General features: G+C 73.6%; 17 protein-coding genes and 2 pseudogenes. 12 read left to right on the forward strand and 7 right to left on the reverse strand.

The window, feature by feature from the left end; translation table 11 throughout:
- The first annotated feature begins 4 nt into the window (after positions 1 to 4).
- From ACPT94_RS25555 to ACPT94_RS25585, 7 genes and pseudogenes are all read left to right on the forward strand, one after another.
- Positions 5 to 1,252 (forward strand): MFS transporter, encoded by a 1,248-nt coding sequence (locus tag ACPT94_RS25555; RefSeq protein WP_360345445.1) that lies wholly within the window; start codon positions 5 to 7, stop codon positions 1,250 to 1,252.
- A 101-nt stretch (positions 1,253 to 1,353) separates the two neighbouring features.
- Positions 1,354 to 1,986 carry a hypothetical protein gene (locus ACPT94_RS25560; RefSeq protein ID WP_425246901.1) on the forward strand — a complete coding sequence of 211 codons (633 nt, stop codon included), beginning with the start codon at positions 1,354 to 1,356 and terminating at the stop codon, positions 1,984 to 1,986.
- 1,531 nt (positions 1,987 to 3,517) lie between these two features.
- A pseudogene (locus ACPT94_RS25565) lies at positions 3,518 to 4,108 on the forward strand (class F sortase); the annotation flags it as partial.
- Between the two features lie 3 nt (positions 4,109 to 4,111).
- Positions 4,112 to 4,294 (forward strand): annotated as a pseudogene (locus tag ACPT94_RS25570) (hypothetical protein); the annotation flags it as partial.
- 130 nt (positions 4,295 to 4,424) lie between these two features.
- The gene (locus tag ACPT94_RS25575) at positions 4,425 to 5,813 is read left to right on the forward strand and encodes an aldehyde dehydrogenase family protein (RefSeq protein ID WP_425246902.1); all 1,389 of its coding nucleotides are present in this window, start codon (positions 4,425 to 4,427) and stop codon (positions 5,811 to 5,813) included.
- A complete protein-coding gene (locus tag ACPT94_RS25580) occupies positions 5,770 to 6,903 on the forward strand; it encodes a Zn-dependent alcohol dehydrogenase (protein ID WP_360348497.1) in 1,134 nt (377 codons plus the stop codon). Before ACPT94_RS25575 ends, ACPT94_RS25580 begins: the two co-directional genes overlap by 44 nt.
- 193 nt (positions 6,904 to 7,096) lie before the next feature.
- Positions 7,097 to 8,419 carry an MFS transporter gene (locus tag ACPT94_RS25585; RefSeq protein ID WP_360348494.1) on the forward strand — a complete coding sequence of 441 codons (1,323 nt, stop codon included), beginning with the start codon at positions 7,097 to 7,099 and terminating at the stop codon, positions 8,417 to 8,419.
- Here ACPT94_RS25585 and ACPT94_RS25590 read toward each other — a convergent pair.
- The 3 genes from ACPT94_RS25590 to ACPT94_RS25600 form a co-directional block, all read right to left on the reverse strand.
- Positions 8,411 to 9,355 carry a DMT family transporter gene (locus ACPT94_RS25590; protein WP_425246903.1) on the reverse strand — a complete coding sequence of 315 codons (945 nt, stop codon included), beginning with the start codon at positions 9,353 to 9,355 and terminating at the stop codon, positions 8,411 to 8,413. The genes ACPT94_RS25585 and ACPT94_RS25590 overlap by 9 nt on opposite strands.
- Positions 9,356 to 9,448: 93 nt before the next feature.
- Positions 9,449 to 10,171 carry an ArsR/SmtB family transcription factor gene (locus ACPT94_RS25595; protein ID WP_425246904.1) on the reverse strand — a complete coding sequence of 241 codons (723 nt, stop codon included), beginning with the start codon at positions 10,169 to 10,171 and terminating at the stop codon, positions 9,449 to 9,451.
- Positions 10,172 to 10,211: 40 nt separating this feature from the next.
- The gene (locus ACPT94_RS25600) at positions 10,212 to 10,853 is read right to left on the reverse strand and encodes a TetR/AcrR family transcriptional regulator (protein ID WP_360348488.1); all 642 of its coding nucleotides are present in this window, start codon (positions 10,851 to 10,853) and stop codon (positions 10,212 to 10,214) included.
- An 81-nt stretch (positions 10,854 to 10,934) separates the two neighbouring features.
- Between ACPT94_RS25600 and ACPT94_RS25605 the strand changes: the two genes are divergently transcribed.
- The 3 genes from ACPT94_RS25605 to ACPT94_RS25615 all read left to right on the forward strand — a co-directional run bounded on the left by ACPT94_RS25605 (position 10,935) and on the right by ACPT94_RS25615 (position 13,159).
- A complete protein-coding gene (locus ACPT94_RS25605) occupies positions 10,935 to 12,089 on the forward strand; it encodes an acyl-CoA dehydrogenase family protein (RefSeq protein ID WP_425246924.1) in 1,155 nt (384 codons plus the stop codon).
- A 73-nt stretch (positions 12,090 to 12,162) separates the two neighbouring features.
- Positions 12,163 to 12,450 carry a YiaA/YiaB family inner membrane protein gene (locus ACPT94_RS25610; RefSeq protein ID WP_360348486.1) on the forward strand — a complete coding sequence of 96 codons (288 nt, stop codon included), beginning with the start codon at positions 12,163 to 12,165 and terminating at the stop codon, positions 12,448 to 12,450.
- Between the two features lie 82 nt (positions 12,451 to 12,532).
- Positions 12,533 to 13,159: a TetR/AcrR family transcriptional regulator gene (locus tag ACPT94_RS25615; RefSeq protein WP_425246905.1), complete on the forward strand. Its 627-nt coding sequence runs from the start codon at positions 12,533 to 12,535 to the stop codon at positions 13,157 to 13,159.
- 16 nt (positions 13,160 to 13,175) lie between these two features.
- Here ACPT94_RS25615 and ACPT94_RS25620 read toward each other — a convergent pair whose 3' ends face one another.
- The gene (locus tag ACPT94_RS25620) at positions 13,176 to 13,637 is read right to left on the reverse strand and encodes a MaoC family dehydratase (protein ID WP_360348480.1); all 462 of its coding nucleotides are present in this window, start codon (positions 13,635 to 13,637) and stop codon (positions 13,176 to 13,178) included.
- A 411-nt stretch (positions 13,638 to 14,048) separates the two neighbouring features.
- Here ACPT94_RS25620 and soxR point away from each other — a divergent pair, with 411 nt between their 5' ends.
- The gene (gene soxR, locus ACPT94_RS25625; protein ID WP_360348477.1) at positions 14,049 to 14,558 is read left to right on the forward strand and encodes a redox-sensitive transcriptional activator SoxR; all 510 of its coding nucleotides are present in this window, start codon (positions 14,049 to 14,051) and stop codon (positions 14,556 to 14,558) included.
- Between the two features lie 329 nt (positions 14,559 to 14,887).
- Here soxR and ACPT94_RS25630 read toward each other — a convergent pair whose 3' ends face one another.
- Positions 14,888 to 15,955 carry an RNA ligase (ATP) gene (locus tag ACPT94_RS25630; protein ID WP_425246906.1) on the reverse strand — a complete coding sequence of 356 codons (1,068 nt, stop codon included), beginning with the start codon at positions 15,953 to 15,955 and terminating at the stop codon, positions 14,888 to 14,890.
- Between the two features lie 150 nt (positions 15,956 to 16,105).
- On the opposite strand from ACPT94_RS25630, the gene ACPT94_RS25635 reads away from it, so the two are divergent.
- Entirely contained in the window at positions 16,106 to 16,840 is a 735-nt protein-coding gene (locus tag ACPT94_RS25635; RefSeq protein ID WP_360348471.1) for a hypothetical protein, read from the forward strand.
- Here ACPT94_RS25635 and ACPT94_RS25640 read toward each other — a convergent pair.
- Together ACPT94_RS25640 and ACPT94_RS25645 are read right to left on the reverse strand one after the other, a co-directional pair.
- The gene (locus ACPT94_RS25640; RefSeq protein WP_360348468.1) at positions 16,786 to 17,550 is read right to left on the reverse strand and encodes a 3-keto-5-aminohexanoate cleavage protein; all 765 of its coding nucleotides are present in this window, start codon (positions 17,548 to 17,550) and stop codon (positions 16,786 to 16,788) included. The genes ACPT94_RS25635 and ACPT94_RS25640 overlap by 55 nt on opposite strands.
- A 95-nt stretch (positions 17,551 to 17,645) precedes the next feature.
- Positions 17,646 to 18,248: a hypothetical protein gene (locus ACPT94_RS25645; protein ID WP_360348465.1), complete on the reverse strand. Its 603-nt coding sequence runs from the start codon at positions 18,246 to 18,248 to the stop codon at positions 17,646 to 17,648.
- Between the last annotated feature and the right edge of the window lie 229 nt (positions 18,249 to 18,477).

Below are 18,477 nucleotides of genomic sequence, written 5' to 3' on the forward strand. Positions count from 1 at the left end.
CGACATGAGGCCCGGTGGGAACCGCGGCTGGCTGCTCCGCCTCGTCATCGCCTTCGGCTTCGCGCAGGGGGCGGTGTCGATGGCCCGGCCCGCCGTCTCCTACCGGGCCCTCGCGCTGGGCGCCGACGAGCGGGCGGTCGGCGTCATCGCGGGCGTCTACGCGCTGCTGCCACTGTTCGCCGCGGTCCCGCTGGGCCGCCGTACCGACCACGGCCGCTGCGCGCCCCTGCTGCCCGTCGGCGTGGTCCTCATAGCCGGCGGCTGCGCGCTCAGCGGCCTCGCGAACTCCCTCTGGGCGATGGCCCTGTGGAGCGGGGTCATGGGCCTCGGCCACCTCAGCTTCGTCATCGGCTCCCAGTCCCTGGTGGCCCGGCAGTCCGCGCCGCACGAACAGGACCGCAACTTCGGCCACTTCACCATCGGCGCCTCCCTGGGCCAGCTGATCGGGCCCATCGCGGCGGGCGCCCTCATCGGCGGCCGCGACATGGCCGGCACCAGTGCCCTCGCGCTGCTGGTCGCGGGTGCGGGCGCCGCGGTCGCGTTCACCTCGCTGTGGCGCATCGAGCACCGCGACACGGCGTCCAAGTCCCGTACGGCACAGGGCGACCGCGTCCCCGTCCTGCGCATCCTGCGCGCCCGGGGCGTCCCCGCCGGCATCCTCGTCAGCCTCTCCGTGCTGTCCGCGACCGACATCCTCACCGCCTACCTCCCCGTGGTCGGCGAGGACCGGGGCATCGCGCCCTCCGTCATCGGCCTCCTGCTCAGCCTGCGCGCGGCGGCCACGATCGCCTGCCGGCTGGTGCTCACGCCGCTGCTGCGGCTGCTGGGGCGGACGGTCCTGCTCACCGTGACGTGTCTGCTGGCGGCCCTGCTGTGCGCCGGGATCGCGCTGCCGGCGCCGGTCTGGGCGCTCGCCGTGATGCTCGCCGCGCTCGGCTTCTGCCTCGGGGTCGGACAGCCGCTGTCCATGACGACGGTCGTCCAGGCCGCCCCCGACGGCGCCCGTTCCACCGCCCTCGCGCTGCGCCTGACCGGCAACCGGCTCGGCCAGGTCGCCGCGCCCGCCACCGCGGGCCTGGTCGCCGGAGTCGCGGGCGTGGCCGCGCCCTTCCTGATGCTCGGGGCGCTGTTGCTGGTGTCGTCCGGGGTGGCGCTGCGCTCGCCGGCGAAGTCGGCCGGGGAGCCCGAGTCGGAGCCGGCCGCCGAGTCCTCCCGCCCCGGGTCCGCTGTGGGCCGGAAGAGGGACAACTGACGGGGTGTCGGGCGATGGTCCCACCGTTGTGGTCCCACATGTGAAAAAGAGTCAGGTGAAGCGTGATTTGTACGATAATCACCAGACTCGGAGGACCTCGCATGCACGCCACGCCCCGTCCACGCCGCGCCGGCGCCCGCGCCGCCGCCCTCGCGGCCCTCACCATCGCGGGGGGCGCCCTCACGGCGCCGGCCGCGGTCGCCGTGCCCATGGCGCCCGGCGACAACGGCACCGTCAAGATCCACTCGGCGGCCAACCCGCGCACGCCCGTGGGCGACCCGAAAGACGAGCCGAAGGTCTGCAGCTTCTACATCGACGCCGCCCACTTCGACGACCTCCCGGACGGCCAGAACATCACCTGGACCATCGAGACCCAGCCCCTGGACCCGAACGGCGCGACGCTCTCGGGCGAGATCACGCTGAACCCGGACGGCACCGGCCACACCGAGGACATCGTCCTGCCGGACGACCAGTACAAGCTCGTCTGGAACATCGAAGGCGGCAGCGGCGCCGGCAAGCAGAAGGTGTTCAGGGTCGACTGCGTCGCCACGCCGTCCCCGTCCCCGTCCGTGACCACGGCGCCGCCCCCGCACGGTGGCCCGCCGGCCGGTGGTGGCGGAGTCGCCCGTGACGCCGCGGTCGGCCCGGTCGTCGGCGCGGCCGCCGTGGGACTGGCCGCGGCCGGCGGGGCGGTCTGGTTCCGGCTCCGTCGCCGCTCGCATGGCACCGCGTAGACGCTCCGTCGACTTGGCGGCGGGCGGACGCACGGCCCGCTCCGCGCCGGCGGTGGATCCCGCCGCCCCGGCACCGGGCACACGTTCCGTCCGCCCGGCGCCGGGCGGACGCCCTGGTCCCACGGCGCCGGGGGAGCGGGCGGTTCGCCCGGCACCGGGCGGACGCGCGGTTCGCCTGACGGCGGGGGAAGCTGCTGTTCGAGTGGCGCCGGGTGCCCGTTCGGCTCGTGCGGCGGCGGGGGGCGGTGCTGGTGGGCTGACGCCCGGTGGGCGGGCGGTGCGCCTGATGGGGGGTGAGCGGGCTGTTCGTGTGGTGTCCGGTGGGCGTTCGGATCGTGCGGCGGTGGGGGGCCGTGCTGGTGCGGTGATGCGCGGTGGCCGTGCGATGCGCCCGATGGGAGCTGAGCGGGCCGTTCGTGGGGCGCCAGGTGATCGTTCGGTTCGCCCGGTGGCGGGCGGGCGCGCGGTGCGCTCGGCGGCGGGGGGAGGTGCTGTCGGCCTGGTGCCGGGCGGGCGTGCGGTGCGCCCGATGCGGGGTGACCGTGCGGGTGGTGGGGCGTCGGGTGAGCGTCTGGTTCGCTCCGCGTCGGGGAGAGGTGTTGTTGGGTCGGCGGCCGGTGGGCGTGCGGTTCGCGTGGTGGGGGGCGACCGTGCTGTTCGTGGGGCGCCGGGTGGGCGTTCGGTTCGTGTGGCGGCGGGTGGGCGTGTCCGGAGGCCCTGGTCCCGGACGCGCGCCTTCCGTCTGACGCGGACGGTGCTGCTGGCTGCCGTGCTGGTGACGGGCGGCGTCTGGTCGGCCCAGGACGAGGAGTCCCCGGCGGCGGTCCTGGCCGCGCCGGGGGGTTCCTCGGGGGTCGTCGACGGGGAGGCCTGGCCGGCCGGCCGCGCGGAGGGCTCGTCGGACGCCGGTGCGGGTGCCCGGCCGGCGGCGCCGGGTGCGGCCGGTGCAGCGGCGGCCGGAGGGGCGTCGGGGGCAGGGGCGGGTGCGGGGGCCGACGTTCGGGGGGCGCGGCAGGGAGAAGGGGGGCCGGGTTCGCAGACGCCGGGTTCGCGGGCGTCGGCCGGGGGCCCACCGCGCCCCCATGAGCCGGGCCGCGACGATCCGCAGCGGCGGGGACGAGTGGGCCGGCCGGACGGCGCGGACGCATCACAGCCGGGGCCGGCGAGCGCGCCGGGAGAACCGGGCCGACCGGGGCAAGCCGGTCGGCCCGGGCGGGCAGGCCAGTCTGCCGAGCGGGGCAGGCGAGCAGGCCAGTCCGAGCGTGCAGGCCAGTCCGAGCAAGCCGGCCGGCCCGGGCGGGCAGGCCCGTCTGCAGACCGGCGCGGGCGAGCAGGCCAGTCCGAGCATGCAGACCAGTCCGAGCAAGCCGGCCGGCCCGGGCGGGCGGGCCGGTCCGGGCCGGTCGGCGGGCCTGGGCAGGCGGCCCAGCCGGACCGCGCAGGCCGGGAAGGCCGACCGGGGCAGGCAGGCCGGCCGGCGCCGGCGGATCGGCCCGGGCAGGCGGATCAGCCGAACCGGCAGGACGCTCCCCGCCCCGCCGGTCACCCCGCCGGCGTCCCGGGCCGCTCCTCAGGCCACCCCTCCGCCGGTCGCCCCGCCACCCCCGCACGCCCGCCGGCCGGACCGAGGCCCGCCCCCTCCCACCACCCGCTCCCACGCTCCCGCGCCACCCGCCTCGCCATCCCGTACCTCGACGTGGACGCCCCCGTCATGGACCTCCGCCTCAACGGCGAACGGCGGCTGCCCGCGCCCCCCGAGGACGATCCGAACCTGGTGGGCTGGTACGCCGACGGTCCGACGCCGGGCGAGCAGGGGACCGCCGTGGCCGTCGGGCACCTCGACACCGAGACCGACAGGGCCGTCTTCTGGGGTCTCTCCGAACTGAAGCCGGGCCGCCTGGTGGAGGTTCGCCGCGCCGACGGACGGGTCGCCGTCTACACCGTCGACGCCGTCAGGAACTACGAGAAGGCACACTTCCCCGACCGCGAGGTGTACGGCTCCCGGGGTCGTCCCGAGCTCCGCCTCATCACCTGCGGCGGAGCGTTCGACCGCAGGAAGGGCTATGCGGGCAACCTCGTCGTCTTCGCCCACCTCACGAAGATCCGCGAACCGCGCGCCTGAGCCGCTGAGCCGGGCAGCCCGCCCTACCCGCTCGTCACCGGGCTGGTGGAGCCCGTGGAGTTCCAGGGCCACGAGACGCTCGTCCACTTCGCCACCGGCTCGCGCCCCGCCGTCGTACCGGAGCTTCAGGCGCCGCCACGGCGACCGCAACCGCCCGACGCCGGCCCGGCTGCCCGACCTGCGCGAACAACACCCGAGGTGTCCCGTATGGGACGGTTGGGACGGTGAGGCGTCGCACGGAGGGCGCCCCTGGTGCCCGAAAACTATCGGCGCTAGTTTGGGTCCCGGACGACGAGGCCCGCCCGGAGGGAACACGATGAAGGCACACGACGGCATCTACCTCGACGGCGCCTGGCACCCCGCCGCCGGCCAGGATGTGATCGAGGTCGTCAACCCGGCGGACGAGCAGGTCATCGGCCAGGTCCCGGCCGGTGGCGCCGAGGACGTCGACGCCGCCGTACGGGCCGCCCGCGCCGCCCTCCCGGCCTGGGCCGCGACCCCGCCGGGCGAGCGGGCCGCGCGTCTGAGCGCCCTGCGGGACGTGCTGGTGGCCCGCAAGGACGAGATCGCCGAGACCGTCACCGCCGAACTCGGTGCCCCGCTGCCCTTCTCCCAGGCGGTCCACGCCGCCCTCCCGATCGCGGTCGTCGGCTCCTACGCCGAACTGGCCGCCACCCACTCCTTCGAGGAGAAGGTCGGCAACTCGACCGTCCACCACGAGCCGATCGGCGTGGTCGGCGCCATCACACCCTGGAACTACCCGCTCCACCAGATCGTCGCCAAGGTCGCTCCGGCCCTCGCCGCGGGCTGCACGGTCGTCCTGAAGCCCGCCGAGGACACCCCGCTCACCGCCCAGCTCTTCGCCGAGGCGGTCCACGAGGCGGGCGTCCCGGCGGGCGTCTTCAACCTGGTCACCGGCCTCGGCCCGGTCGCCGGACAGGCCCTCGCCGAGCACCCCGGCGTCGACCTGGTCTCCTTCACCGGCTCCACCGCCGTCGGCCGGCAGATCGCCGCGACGGCCGGAGCCGCGATCAAGAAGGTGGCCCTCGAACTCGGCGGCAAGTCCGCCAACGTCATCCTCCCGAGCGCCGACCTCGCCCGGGCCGTCAACGTCGGCGTCGCCAACGTGATGTCCAACTCGGGCCAGACGTGCAGCGCCTGGACCCGGATGCTGGTGCACTCCGCCCGCTACGACGAGGCCGTCGAGCTGGCCGCGGCCGCCGCCGCGAAGTACGGCGACCGCATCGGCCCGCTCGTCAGCGCCAGGCAGCAGGCGCGGGTGCGCGGTTACATCGAGAAGGGCGTGGCCGAGGGGGCGCGACTGGTGGCGGGCGGCCCCGAATCCCCGCGCGAGCGGGGCTGGTTCGTCAGCCCGACGGTCTTCGCCGACGTCACCCCCGAGATGACCATCGCCCAGGAGGAGATCTTCGGCCCGGTCCTGTCGATCCTGCGCTACGAGGACGAGGATCAGGCACTGCGCATCGCCAACGGCACGGTCTACGGCCTGGCGGGAGCCGTCTGGGCCGGCGACGAGGCGGAGGCGGTGGCCTTCGCCCGCCGTATGGACACCGGGCAGGTCGACATCAACGGCGGCCGTTTCAACCCGCTCGCGCCCTTCGGCGGGTACAAGCAGTCGGGCGTCGGCCGCGAACTCGGCGCCCATGGTCTCGCCGAGTACCTCCAGACCAAGTCCCTGCAGTTCTGAGGAGTCCCACGTGGTCCGTGCCGCCGTTCTGCCCGCCGTGGGCGCTCCTTTGGAGATCACCGAGATCGACCTGCCCGACCCCGGTCCCGGACAGGTCCGGGTCCGGCTCGCCGCCGTCGGCGTCTGCCACTCCGACCTGTCCCTGTCCAACGGCACCATGCGCGTCCCGGTGCCCGCCGTCCTCGGCCACGAGGGCGCCGGCACGGTCGTGGCCGTCGGCGAAGGCGTCACGCACGTCTCGCCCGGCGACGAGGTGGTCCTCAACTGGGCGCCGTCCTGCGGCGCCTGCCACGCCTGTGCGCTCGGCGAGGTCTGGCTCTGCGCCAACGCCCTCGACGGAGCCGCCGACGTGTACGCCCGGACCGCCGACGGCGCCGACCTCCACCCCGGCCTGAACGTGGCCGCGTTCGCCGAGGAGACGGTCGTCCGGGCCTCGTGCGTCCTCCCCCTCCCGGAGGGCATCCCCCTCACCGACGCCGCCCTCCTCGGCTGCGCGGTCCTCACCGGCTACGGCGCCGTCCACCACGCGGCGAGGGTCCGGGCGGGCGAGACGGTGGCCGTGTACGGCGTCGGGGGAGTGGGCCTCGCCGCCCTCCAGTCGGCGCGGATCGCGGGCGCCTCGACGATCGTCGCGGTCGACGTCTCCTCGGAGAAGGAGGAGCTGGCTCGCGGCGCGGGAGCCACCGACTACGTGGTGGCCTCCGAGAACACGGCCCGCGAGATCAGGGGTCTGACCGGCCGGCAGGGCGTCGACGTGGCCGTCGAGTGCGTGGGCCGGGCGACGACGATCCGCACGGCCTGGGACTCCACCCGCCGCGGCGGCCGCACCACGGTCGTCGGCATCGGCGGCAAGGACCAGCAGGTCGTCTTCAACGCCCTGGAGATCTTCCACTGGGGCAGAACCCTCTCCGGCTGCGTCTACGGCAACTCGAACCCGGCACAAGACCTCCCGGTCCTCGCCGGTCACATCCGCGCGGGCCGTCTGGACCTGGGCTCCCTGGTGACGGACCGGATCGCGCTGGACGGCATCCCGGCGGCCTTCGAGAACATGCTCGCGGGGAAGGGCGGCAGGGCTCTGGTGGTCTTCTAGGGCCTGCCCAACGCACGCCCCGGCCTTCGTACGAGGCCGGGGCCCGCGGCATGCCCGCACCCCTGTCAGTGCCATGTGCAGGCAAAAACTGCTGCTGCACGACCCGTTGACGTCCATACCGTCCGGTCAGTACGTTCCCGGAACCCGCGTCACCCCCCGCGTTCCGTCCCCGCACCCACCGGAGTGTGCACGTATGGACACCGCCCCCTCCGCTCACCCGCTCCCCACCACCGCCGTGCCCACGGGCAACCGCCGGCGGGTCGCCACGGCGGCAGCCCTCGCCTCGGCCGTCGAGTGGTACGACTACTTCGTCTTCGGCATCGCCGCCGCCCTCGTCCTCGGCGACCTGTACTTCCCCTCAGGCAGCCCCACCGCCGGCGTCCTCGCCTCCTTCGCCACCTTCGCCGTCGGCTTCCTGGCCCGCCCGCTCGGCGGCATCGTCGCCGGTCAGCTCGGCGACAAGCGGGGCCGCAAGCCGATGCTGGTCCTCGCGCTCACCCTCATGGGCGTCGCCACCACGGGCATCGGCCTGCTCCCGACGTACGACACCATCGGTGTCGCCGCCCCGATCCTGCTGGTCGCCTTCCGCGTGCTGCAGGGCATCGCCGTCGGCGCCCAGTGGGGCGGCGCGATGCTGATGGCCACCGAGTACGCCCCCGAGGGCAAGCGCGGTGTCTACGGCAGCTTCGTCCAGCTCGGCGTCCCCATCGGCGTGGTGACCGCCAACACGGTGTTCCTGCTGGCCGGAGCGTTCACCACCGACTCCGCGTTCGCGGCCTGGGGCTGGCGCGTGCCGTTCCTCGTCGGCCTGTTCGTCCTCGCGCTCGCCTGGTACATCCACACGCGCGTGGAGGAGACCCCCGCGTTCCGGGAGGCCGAGAAGGCGTTGGCGGAGAAGGAGAAGGCCGAGCAGAACTCACCCCTGCGCACGGTCCTCAGGGGCCACCTCGGCACGGTCCTCCTCGCCGGCGGCTCCTTCGCCGTGAACACCGCGACCTTCTACATCATCATCACCGGCGTGCTCGACTACACGACCCGCGAGCTCGGCATGAAGAAGAGCGCCGTCCTCACGGTCTCACTCTGCATCAGCCTCACCCAGCTCGTGCTGATCCCGGCCGCCGCCGCGCTCTCCGACAGGATCGGCCGCATCCGTGTCTACGCCCTCGGCGCGGCCGGCATCGCCCTGTGGGCCGTGCCGCTGTTCCTGCTGATCGACACCGGCTCGCTGCTGTGGCTCGCGGTCGGCACGTTCGTCGCCAGCTGTTTCCTCAGCATCATGTACGGGCCGCAGGCCGCCCTGTTCGCCGAGTTGTTCACGCCCGAGATGCGCTACACGGGCGCCTCCCTCGGCTACCAGCTCGCGGCCGTCTGCGGCGGTGGGCTCGCCCCCTTCGTGATGGTGCTGCTCCTGGAGGCGACGGGCACCTCGATGGCCGTCTCCGGCTACATCGTCGTCCTCGCGGTGATCGCCCTGGCCTCCATCAAGGTCCTCGCGGGCCGGGCCCGGTCACACTGACCGCGAGGTCCGCTCGGGCCGCGGCTCCGGAGTGCCCTCCGGCGCCGCGGCCCGCGTGCGCGGCCGGGAGCGGGACACCGCGACCCCCGCCAGACACAGCGCGCCGCCCGCCAGCGTCAGCGGCCTCGGCACCTCGCCCAGCGCCAGCCACGACATCAGGACGACCAGCGCGGGCACGGCGTACGTGGTCGCGCCCATACGGCCGGCGGTCGTCCGGGCCAGGGCGTACGCCCAGGTCGTGAAGGCCAGCGCGGTCGGGAAGACGCCCAGATAGACCATGTTGAGCGTGGCCGGGGCCGGAGCGTCGGCGACCTGATGGACCAACTGCCCGGCGAACGGCAGGCACACCACCGCCCCCACCAGGCATCCGAAGGTCGTCACCTGCAACGCGCTCGCCCGCCCCAGCGCCGGCTTCTGCGCCACCACCCCACCGGCGTACCCGACGGCGGCCAGCAGGCACAGCACCACCCCGAGCAGCGAGGACCCGCCCCCGCCCGACATCGACAGCCCCACGGTCACCGCCCCCGCGAACGACACCGCCATCCCGGCCAGCAGCCGCGGCGGCAGCCGGTCACCGAGGAACCTCGCGCCGAGCAGCGCGATGAGCAGCGGCCCGATGTTCACCACCAGGGCGGCCGTGCCCGCGTCCACCTCCTGCTCACCCCAGTTCAGCGCCACCATGTAGAAGCCGAACCACAGCACGCCCGACACGGCGATCCCGCGCCACGCCGCCCGCGGAGGCCATCCCTCCCGCCGTACGAGACAGATCACCCCCAGCGTCAGCGCCCCGGCCAGCAGCCGGCCGAGCGCCAGCGCGCCCGGCGAGTACGCGGACCCGGCGCTGCGGATCGAGACGAAGGCCGACGCCCACAGCACGACGGTGACCGTGGCCGCACCGGCGGCGAGCAGTTCCGTACGACGAGGGGTGTTCATCATGCTCCTGAGGCTAGGAAGTCGAAGGGGGTGAGAGCTCGCGGTTTTCGGACGGCAGGTTCGCGCCGCAGGGCGGGCGCTCCGCGCGGCGCCAGGTCACCGCAGCGCCGCCGCGTCGACGCCCAGCAGCTCGGCCAGCGCCCGTTCGCCCGTCGCCGTCACCTTCACCGCGCGCTCGGAGCCGATGCGTACGCACCAGCCCGCGTCGAGTGCGTGCCGGCACAGGGCCGCGCCCGAGGCACCGGCGAGGTGGGGCCGGCGCTCGGTCCAGTCGAGGCAGGCCCGGGCCAGCGGACGGCGCCCCCCGCGGTCGAGGGCGATCCCGGCACCCTCGAACCACCGCAGCCCCGCGTCCGTCAGCGCGAACCCGGTGCCGGCTTCCCCAGGCGCCCGCAGCAGCCCGCGCGTGGTCAGCGCGTCGGTGACCGCGATGCCGAGCCGCCCCGCGAGATGGTCGTAGCAGGTGCGGCCACGGGCCATCGCCGAGCCGGCGCTCGACTCGCGCAGACCGCGGGGCCGTACGACGGCGGCCGGGGCGACCTGGGCGGCCAGGTCCTCCACCAGCTGGGCGGCCCGGGCGTCGGCCAGCCGCACGTACCGGTGCCGGCCCTGACGTTCCTCGGTGAGCAGGCCGCCCGCGACGAGCTTGCCGAGGTGCTCGCTGAGCGTGGACGCGGCGACGCCCGCGTGCCGGGTCAGCTCGCTCGCGGTCCACGCCCGGCCGTCGAGCAGCGCCAGTAGACAGGCGGCCCGGGTCTCGTCGGCGATCAGCCCGGCCAGGCGGGCCAGCAGGGGTGCCCGGGGGTCCTTCGTGGTCATGCCCCCAGCATGGGACACAGACGGTTCGGCGCCCGCCGAACTATGCCGTGCGCCTCATCTGCTCGTACTGCTGCGCCAGCCCCTCCAGCAGCGCCGAGAGCCCCGTCTCGAAGGCCCGCTCGTCGACCTTCTCCTGCTGTTCGGCCAGCAGATGGGCCTGCCCCAGGTGGGGATAGTCGGCGGGGTCGTACGCGCTCGCGTCGCCCACGAAGCCCCCGGCGAACGAGCCGAGCGCGGAGCCCATGATGAAGTACCGCATCAGCGCGCCGATCGAGGTGGCCTGCGCGGGTGGCCAGCCGGCGTCGACCATCGCGCCGTAGACGGCGTCCGCGAGCCGCAGCGCGGCCGGGCGCCGGCCCGGGCCGCGGGCGAGGACCGGGACGATGTTCGGGTGGTCGCGCAGGGCGGCGCGGTAGGAGACGGCCCAGTCGCGCAGCGCGGTCCGCCAGTCCCGCCCGTCCTCGAACATCGCCAGGTCGACCTGGGCGCTCACCGAGTCGGCGACGGCCTCCAGGATCTCGTCCTTGGTCCGGAAGTGGTTGTAGAGCGAGGGCCCGCTCACTCCCAGCTCGGCGGCGAGCCGCCGCGTCGAGACCGCCGCCAGCCCCTCCGCGTCCACGAGGGCCCGGGCCGTGTCGACGATGCGGTCGGTGCTCAGCAAGGGCTTGCGCGGTCGGGCCATGGCGCACATAGTAGGGCTGCGAACAGGAAACTAGCAGTGCTAATTTAAATGCTTACGGCTTTCAAGTGAGGTGATCCCGTGGTGAACCTGGGGCTCAGCGAGGAGCAGGAGGCCGTCCGCCGGCTCGCCCGCGACTTCGTGGACCGCGAGATCACCCCGCACGCGGTCGCCTGGGACCGCGCCGAGGAGGTCGACCGGGGCATCGTGAAGAGGCTCGGCGAGGTCGGCTTCCTGGGGCTGACGATCGACGAGGACCACGGCGGCTCGGGTGGCGACCACCTCGCGTACTGCCTCGTCACGGAGGAGCTGGGGCGCGGCGACTCGTCCGTGCGCGGCATCGTCTCCGTCTCCCTCGGCCTTGTCGCCAAGACGATCGCGGCCTGGGGGAGCGAGGAGCAGAAGCGGCGCTGGCTACCGGGCCTGACGTCCGGCGCGTACGTCGGCTGCTTCGGCCTGACCGAGCCCGGCACCGGCTCGGACGCCGGGAACCTCTCGACCCGCGCGGTCCGCGAGGGTGGGGGAGACTACGTCATCAACGGCACGAAGATGTTCATCACGAACGGCACCTGGGCCGACGTCGTGCTGCTCTTCGCCCGCTCCACCGACGCGCCCGGCCACAAGGGCGTCTCCGCGTTCCTCGTCCCCACCGACACGCCCGGCCTGACCCGCCGCACCCTCCACGGCAAGCTCGGGCTGCGCGGCCAGGCCACCGCCGAGCTGGTCCTCCAGGACGTGCGGGTGCCCGCCTCGGCGCTGGTCGGCGAGGAGGGCAAGGGCTTCTCCGTCGCCATGTCGGCCCTGGCCAAGGGCCGGATGTCGGTCGCGGCGGGCTGCGTCGGCATAGCCCAGGCCGCGCTGGACGCCGCCGTGCGGTACGCGGGGGAGCGCGAGCAGTTCGGGAAGTCCATCGCCCATCACCAGCTCGTCCAGGAGCTGATCAGCGACATCGCGGTCGACGTCGACGCGGCCCGGCTGCTGACCTGGCGGGTCGCCGACCTGATCGACCGCGGGCTGCCCTTCGCCGTCGAGTCCTCCAAGGCCAAGCTCTTCGCCTCGGAGGCCGCCGTCCGCGCCGCCAACAACGCCCTCCAGGTCTTCGGCGGCTACGGCTACATCGACGAGTACCCGGCGGGCAAGCTGCTGCGCGACGCCCGCGTGATGACCCTCTACGAGGGCACCAGCCAGATCCAGAAGCTGGTGATCGGGCGGGCGCTGACCGGTGTCTCCGCGTTCTGAGTACCGGCCCGAGTACGCGGCTTGAGTATCTGCGCGGATGTGACGCGAGCCACCCGCGCAGGATCCTTTCCCCATGAGTGACACACCGGTCAAGCAGCAGAGCACGGCCGCGTTCTACGGCCAGGCCGTCGCCTCCTTCGCCATCGCCATGGCGGCCACGTCCATCGGCATCTACCAGCTGAACACCGACGCCTGGGTGCGGGGCTTCCTCGCGATCGCGGTCCTGTACCTGGTGACCTCCGCCTTCACCCTGGCGAAGGTGATCCGTGACCGGCAGGAGGCCGGACAGATCGTGAGCCGGGTGGACCAGGCCCGCCTGGAGAAGCTTCTCGCCGAACACGACCCCTTCGAGAAGCTCTGAACCGGACCGAGCGGGCACGCTAAGCGAGCGCTCACCTTCGGCGGTATGGTGTAGCTCCTGCAGCGAGAGGGGCGAGCGAGCGATGAGTACGGCTCAGGAGACGGCCGGCGGCGAGATCGAGCCGTGGGAAGAGGTCACCCCTGACGCGGCCCGGCGACTGCTCGTCGCCGCCGTGGAGGCCTTCGCCGAGCGCGGCTACCACGCGACGACGACCCGTGACATCGCGAGCCGTGCGGGCATGAGCCCGGCCGCCCTCTACATCCACTACAAGACCAAGGAAGAACTGCTCCACCGCATCAGCCGGATCGGTCACGACCGCGCGCTGGGCATCCTGCGCGCGGCCGCGAGCGGCGAGGGCACCGCGACGCAGCGGCTCGCCGAGGCCGTGAGCTCCTTCGTCCGCTGGCACGCCGGGCGGCGCACCACCGCCCGGGTCGTGCAGTACGAACTGGAGGCCCTCGGCCCCGACGCCCGTGCCGAGATCCTCGATCTGCGCCGGCAGGTCGACGCCGAGGTGCGCGGGATCATCGAGGAGGGCGTGGCGGCGGGAGAGTTCGACGTCCCGGACGTCCACGGCACCACCCTCGCCGTGCTCTCCCTCTGCATCGACGTGGCCCGCTGGTTCAACATCAACGGCCCGCGCACGCCCGACGAGGTCGGCGCGCTCTACGCCGACCTCGTGCTGCGGATGGTGGGGGCGGCGAAGTAGCCCCCGCCGGGACCGCTCAGAGGTAGTACCGGGACACGGACTCGGCCACGCACACCGGCTTGTCCCCGCCCTCCCGCTCCACGGTGAAGGCGACGGTGACCTGGACGCCGCCGGGCACGTCGTCGACGCCGGAGATCGTCGCGGTGGCACGCAGCCGTGAACCGACCGGAACCGGGGCGGGGAAACGCACCTTGTTCGTCCCGTAGTTGACGCCCATCTTCACGCCCTCGACGGCGATCAGCTGCGGCCCGAAGAGCGGCAGCAGCGACAGCGTCAGGTATCCGTGCGCGATGGTGGTGCCGAACGGCCCCGCGGCGGCCTTCTCCGGATCGACGTGGATCCACTGGTGGTCACCGGTGGCCTCCGCGAACAGGTCGATCCGCTTCTGGTCGATCTCCAGCCAGTCCGTGTAACCCAGCTGCTCGCCCACCGCCGCCCTCAGGTCGTCGGCGGACGTGAAGATCCTCGGCTCTGCCATGTCTCGGGCCCTCTCGCGTCACGAAGCCATACTCGGCATTTATCTAAGCGACTGCTTAGCATGGTAAAGGCCGGGGCCCGTGTCAACGGATCCGGCCGACCCCGGCCGATCCGGGCCGACCCCGGCCGATGCGGGCCGAGCCCGGCCGATGCGGGCCGAGCCCGGCCGATGCGGGCCGAGCCCGGCCGATGCGGGCCGAGCCCGGCCGATCCGGGCCGAGCCCGGCCGATGGAGGGCCGATCCGGGCCGAGCCCGGCCGATGGAGGGCCGATCCGGGCCGAGCCCGGCCGATGGAGGGCCGATCCGGGCCGATCCGGGCCGATCCGGGGCCGACCCCGGCCGACCCCGGCCGTCCCCAGAGCCGAACCGGGGCGATCGGCGGCGGCTGAACCGATGGGTAGGCTTCGAGGGGTGCCCCAGATCCCAGAGAAGATCCACGAACTCACGGTCGGCCAGCTCGCCGCCCGCAGCGGCGCCGCCGTCTCCGCCCTGCACTTCTACGAGTCCAAGGGCCTGATCAGCAGCCGTCGCACCTCGGGCAACCAGCGCCGCTACTCCCGCGACACCCTCCGCCGCGTCGCCTTCGTCCGCGCCGCCCAGCGCGTCGGCATCCCTCTCGCCACGATCCGCGAGGCCCTCGCCGAACTCCCCGAGGAACGCACCCCCACCCGCGAGGACTGGGCCCGCCTCTCCGAGACCTGGCGCGTCGAACTGGAAGAACGCATCAAACAACTCAACCGCCTCCGTGAGCACCTGGCCGACTGCATCGGCTGCGGCTGCCTGTCCCTCGACACCTGCGTCCTCTCCAACCCCGACGACGTCTTCGGCGAACGCCAGTCGGGGTCGCGGCTGTTGGTGGAGAGAAAGGACAAACGGCCAGGCCGCCAACCCCGACGGGAGAACAGGCCAGGGCACTCCTGACCCCAACGCCGACCACGCACGCCGCCCAACCGCCCGTAGGCCTGGTGCGAGCGGAGCGACCCGGCCGCGCCGTCGAACCGCGGGCAGTCGTGCCGCTGGGGCGGCACGGGTGGGCGCGGCGGCACCCCGTCAGCGCCGGGCTGCGCGACCCACCCCCCGACACCGACGCCGGGTGACCGATCGACCCGACGTGACACCCGCCGCACCGACGCCGGGTGACCGATCGACCCGCGCGACACCCCGGGCACCTGGGCGCGGTCCGCGACACGACCGGCGTCGCACCCGGGATGGCCGGCCGGCCCGCGCCACGCCAACTCACCCGCCACCCCTCACTCGTACTCCGTCCCACCCTTCCGCGTCAGATAAGCCGCGCTCACCGCCTTGGCGATCGCCCGCCCCCCGGTGACCGGGCTGTACCGCTCCACGGCGGGCCGTATCACCACGCCCTCCCGCAGATGCAGTTCCCGCCCGGACACCGTCTCCCGTCCGCTCGCCAGCTCCAGCACGCGCTCGCTGTCGTACGGACCCTCGAACAGCCGGGGGACCAGCGGAAGTTCACCGTCCAGTGCCTCCGCCGGGTCCAGCCACTTCACCGTCCCCTCGATCTCCGCGGACACGTCGAACACCGCGTACCCGAGGGTGTCCCGGCGCCCGTCGGCGCCATACGTGAGGTCCTGCACCCCCGCGCCGTACACCTCGCCGAAGATGCCGACGCGCCGCGCGCCGAGCCGCTCGGCGAGCCGGGCGGCCGCCTCGGCGACGCCGTGGCCCCGCACGGCGCGCCAGTACAGGTTCCGGGGGTCCTCCTTCAGCGCCAGCGACTTCGCCCCGAAGCCCTTGGAGGAGACGTACGCCCGCCCCTCGCCGGCGACATACGTGAGCAGGCACGCCGACCCGTGCAGCTTCTCCGTCAGCACCACCGGCTCGCCGGCCGCGAAGATGCCGGGATAACGCTGGATGTTCTCGATGTCGACCCACGGCAGCAGATCCGGCGCCGACTCGACCTCCCCGTTCATCGTGGGCGGGATCGGCGGCACCCACTTGGTGATGCCGAGCCGCTCCGCGAAGTCGGTCCCCTCCGCCGCCGCCCGCACGAGGTCGACGTCGGCCAGCGCCGTCGGCCGGCACACGATCCCCTGCGACAGCTCACCCCGCAGCCGCACCGCCTTGACCCGGTCCGCCCCGCTCCCCGCCAGCCGCCCGGTCAGCCCCAGCTCCTCGATCAGCCCGGCCGGCAGCACCGCCTGCTCGGGGATGTAGACCGCGGCCTCCCCGGTGCGGTAGGCGCCCTTGGCGACGACGGCCCGGTACAGGCCCACCTGGGCCAGTTCGAGGGCGTCGGCGTTGGGATGCTCATGGACGGTCAGCACTTCGGCGGTGACGCGCAGCGTCGACATCAGGGGCTCCTTCCGGACCTCAGGGATGTTTCATCGCCCCCAACTGTCTCCACGGGAATGGGGTGGAGCGACCTGATTAGCGGCTGGTAGCGTCACGCTCTTCGGCCGACGGCGACGCCGCCGCGCACGGAGTCCTGACGGGACCGACCCATGTCCTCCGCCGCCCTTGACACAGCTCTCGCCGCCGTCGACACCGTCTTCAGCGGTTTCACGAGCCCCGCCGAGACCGGCTGCGGCTACTGTCACGCACCCGAGGAGACCGCGTATCTGCGCACGCCGGACGTGCGGATGCCTGTGGACGTGGTGCAGTACTACCTCTTCGAGGTGTCCGACCACTTCGACGACCACGCGGCCGTGATGCGGCGCCTGCTGCCCCAGGGCGCACGGGCGATGGCCGACGGCACCCTGGGCGCGATCGGTTACGGGGCTCACGGGCTGTCCCGGGTGGAATGGCGCTCGTGGCCGGCCGAGCAGGTCACCGCGATCGAGACGTTCCTGCACGCCTGGTGGCAGGACGCCCTCATGACGCCCGAGCCGCCGTACGGCATCGACGACATCTTCGACACCTGCGTGACGATCGCCGGGACGGTGACCCCGTTCCTGGAGGCGTGGGTCACCGGACCGGTCGCCGAGGCGCACCTCGCCCACTGCGCCGACGTCTGGCTCTACGACCTGCTGTCCGACGCCTCACCCTTCTCCTGGTGGTACGACGACAGCGTCGAAGCCGGCGTCGCGGACCTGCGCGCCTGGCTCTCCGGCCCCGGCGCCGTACGCCTGCGTGCCGCGGGCGAGACCGACCTCGCCACCCGAGCCGAACTCCTCGCCCTTCCCTACGACGACCGCTGGGCGCACCCGTACTGGGACAGCGCCTCCGCCACCAACTGAGCGTTGGACCGCGCCCGTTGTCCGTCCGGCAGGAACAGCGTGTCCTCCAGGCCGATCCTGGTCGCCAGCCCCCACCGTCCCGCCAGCCGCAGCACGGGCCACGCACCCTCGTCCATCCCGTGCAGCAGCACAGGGCGAGGGGGGTGGCTCCCGCTCGAGCCGAGCCGAGCGTCGGGGAGGGCGGACCCGAGGTCGGACAGCAGGGCCCGCGCCGACGCCTCCGCGCCGCCGGGGGTCGTGGCCGTCACCTCCGCCAGCACCCGCAGCACCCTCGGCGCGCACGGCGAGACGGCGAAACGGGCGGCCCCGTCCGTCCCGGACCAGAGGCCGGCCTCCACACCGACCCCGAGTTCCATCAAGGCGGTGGCCAGTTCCTCCGCACCCGGCTCATGCCAGTTGACCGACGCGTGGTCGGGCAGGACGGTCCAGGCGCGCACCCTCGCCACCCGGTCCGCGGGATCGGGCTCGGCCCAGGCGCCCGTGGTCACGCCCACCGGCACCGCCACCCGCGCCCGTATCGCCTCCAGCGTCGCCGCGACCACCCGCGGCGACAGCGTGTCCTGTCCGCACGGCGTCTTGGGATGGACATGGACATCCGTGGCCCCCGCCGCGACGGCCTCGGCCGCCGACTCGGCCAACGCCTCCGGCGACAGCGGCACCGCCGCACCGTCGGCGGCCCCCCGCGTCCCGTTCAGACAGACCTGCACCATGCCTCGATGGTGACACCCGGCACTGACAACGCCCGGTCCGGCCGAATCCGGCGAAACAGGGGGTGCGGCATCCCCGGCGCACCCCCGCCGTGCTCTCAGGCCGACACCAACAGCCGTCCACGCCTGGCGTACGCCAGGGCCTCGGGTGTCAGCACGGGACGCGGGACGAGTATGCCGCAGTCCACGCAGACCGGCCCCGCCGACGGCTCGTGGTCCAGGTCGTACTTCCACACCAGCCGTTCGCCCTCGCACACCGGGCAGGAGGAGCCCGGTTCGCGCTCCAGCGCGGCGATCAGCCGGCGCAGTACCTCGGCCAGCGGCTCACGGGGATGGACGCGCGGGTCGTCGCACCACGCCACTCCGAAGCCGCCCCAGGTCAGCCGGTGCCAGTCGTCCACGGTGCCCGGCCTGCGCAGCCCGTCGTGCTTCTCCTTCCTGCGGCGCTCGGCGAACTCGACCTCATAGGCCAGCCACACCGCCCGTGCCTCCTCCAGCTCCTCCAACGCGGCCACGAGCCGCGCTGGATCGGGGGAGCGGTCCTCGGGACCGAACCCGGCCCGGGAGCAGAGATGGTCCCAGGTCGCCCTGTGCCCGTAGGGAGCGAACCGCTCGAGGCACTTGCGCAGTGAGTACCGCCGCAGCGCCAGATCGCACCGCGGGTCGCGCACCTGTCTCGCCAGACTCCGGAAACCGGCCATCGCCTTGCACCTCCGTCACATCTGCACCTGTACTTCGGTCACTTCGGCGTCATCGCACGGACTTCGCACGACGTCGCCGAATAGACGTATCGACACGCGATTCGGCTCCCTTCGGCTCCATTCGATTTCCGATGCCGCCCATAAGCCGGATGAGGCGACTCCCAAAAGTGACGCATGTTCATCTTCAATCCCGGGGATACCGGCGGTAACCTCTCGGCCACCCCCGTCA

This window comes from Streptomyces aurantiaciflavus (assembly GCF_049808595.1).
In the GTDB taxonomy this organism is placed as follows: Bacteria; Actinomycetota; Actinomycetes; order Streptomycetales; family Streptomycetaceae; genus Streptomyces.

Coding starts and splice junctions, on each gene's coding strand:
- ACPT94_RS25555 (WP_360345445.1), top strand. CDS start 5: ATGAGGCCCGGTGGGAACCGCGGCTGGCTGCTCCGCCTCGTCATCGCC.
- ACPT94_RS25560 (WP_425246901.1), top strand. CDS start 1,354: ATGCACGCCACGCCCCGTCCACGCCGCGCCGGCGCCCGCGCCGCCGCC.
- ACPT94_RS25575 (WP_425246902.1), top strand. CDS start 4,425: ATGAAGGCACACGACGGCATCTACCTCGACGGCGCCTGGCACCCCGCC.
- ACPT94_RS25580 (WP_360348497.1), top strand. CDS start 5,770: ATGGTCTCGCCGAGTACCTCCAGACCAAGTCCCTGCAGTTCTGAGGAG.
- ACPT94_RS25585 (WP_360348494.1), top strand. CDS start 7,097: ATGGACACCGCCCCCTCCGCTCACCCGCTCCCCACCACCGCCGTGCCC.
- ACPT94_RS25590 (WP_425246903.1), bottom strand. CDS start 9,355: ATGATGAACACCCCTCGTCGTACGGAACTGCTCGCCGCCGGTGCGGCC.
- ACPT94_RS25595 (WP_425246904.1), bottom strand. CDS start 10,171: ATGACCACGAAGGACCCCCGGGCACCCCTGCTGGCCCGCCTGGCCGGG.
- ACPT94_RS25600 (WP_360348488.1), bottom strand. CDS start 10,853: ATGGCCCGACCGCGCAAGCCCTTGCTGAGCACCGACCGCATCGTCGAC.
- ACPT94_RS25610 (WP_360348486.1), top strand. CDS start 12,163: ATGAGTGACACACCGGTCAAGCAGCAGAGCACGGCCGCGTTCTACGGC.
- ACPT94_RS25615 (WP_425246905.1), top strand. CDS start 12,533: ATGAGTACGGCTCAGGAGACGGCCGGCGGCGAGATCGAGCCGTGGGAA.
- ACPT94_RS25620 (WP_360348480.1), bottom strand. CDS start 13,637: ATGGCAGAGCCGAGGATCTTCACGTCCGCCGACGACCTGAGGGCGGCG.
- ACPT94_RS25630 (WP_425246906.1), bottom strand. CDS start 15,955: ATGTCGACGCTGCGCGTCACCGCCGAAGTGCTGACCGTCCATGAGCAT.
- ACPT94_RS25635 (WP_360348471.1), top strand. CDS start 16,106: ATGTCCTCCGCCGCCCTTGACACAGCTCTCGCCGCCGTCGACACCGTC.
- ACPT94_RS25640 (WP_360348468.1), bottom strand. CDS start 17,550: ATGGTGCAGGTCTGTCTGAACGGGACGCGGGGGGCCGCCGACGGTGCG.
- ACPT94_RS25645 (WP_360348465.1), bottom strand. CDS start 18,248: ATGGCCGGTTTCCGGAGTCTGGCGAGACAGGTGCGCGACCCGCGGTGC.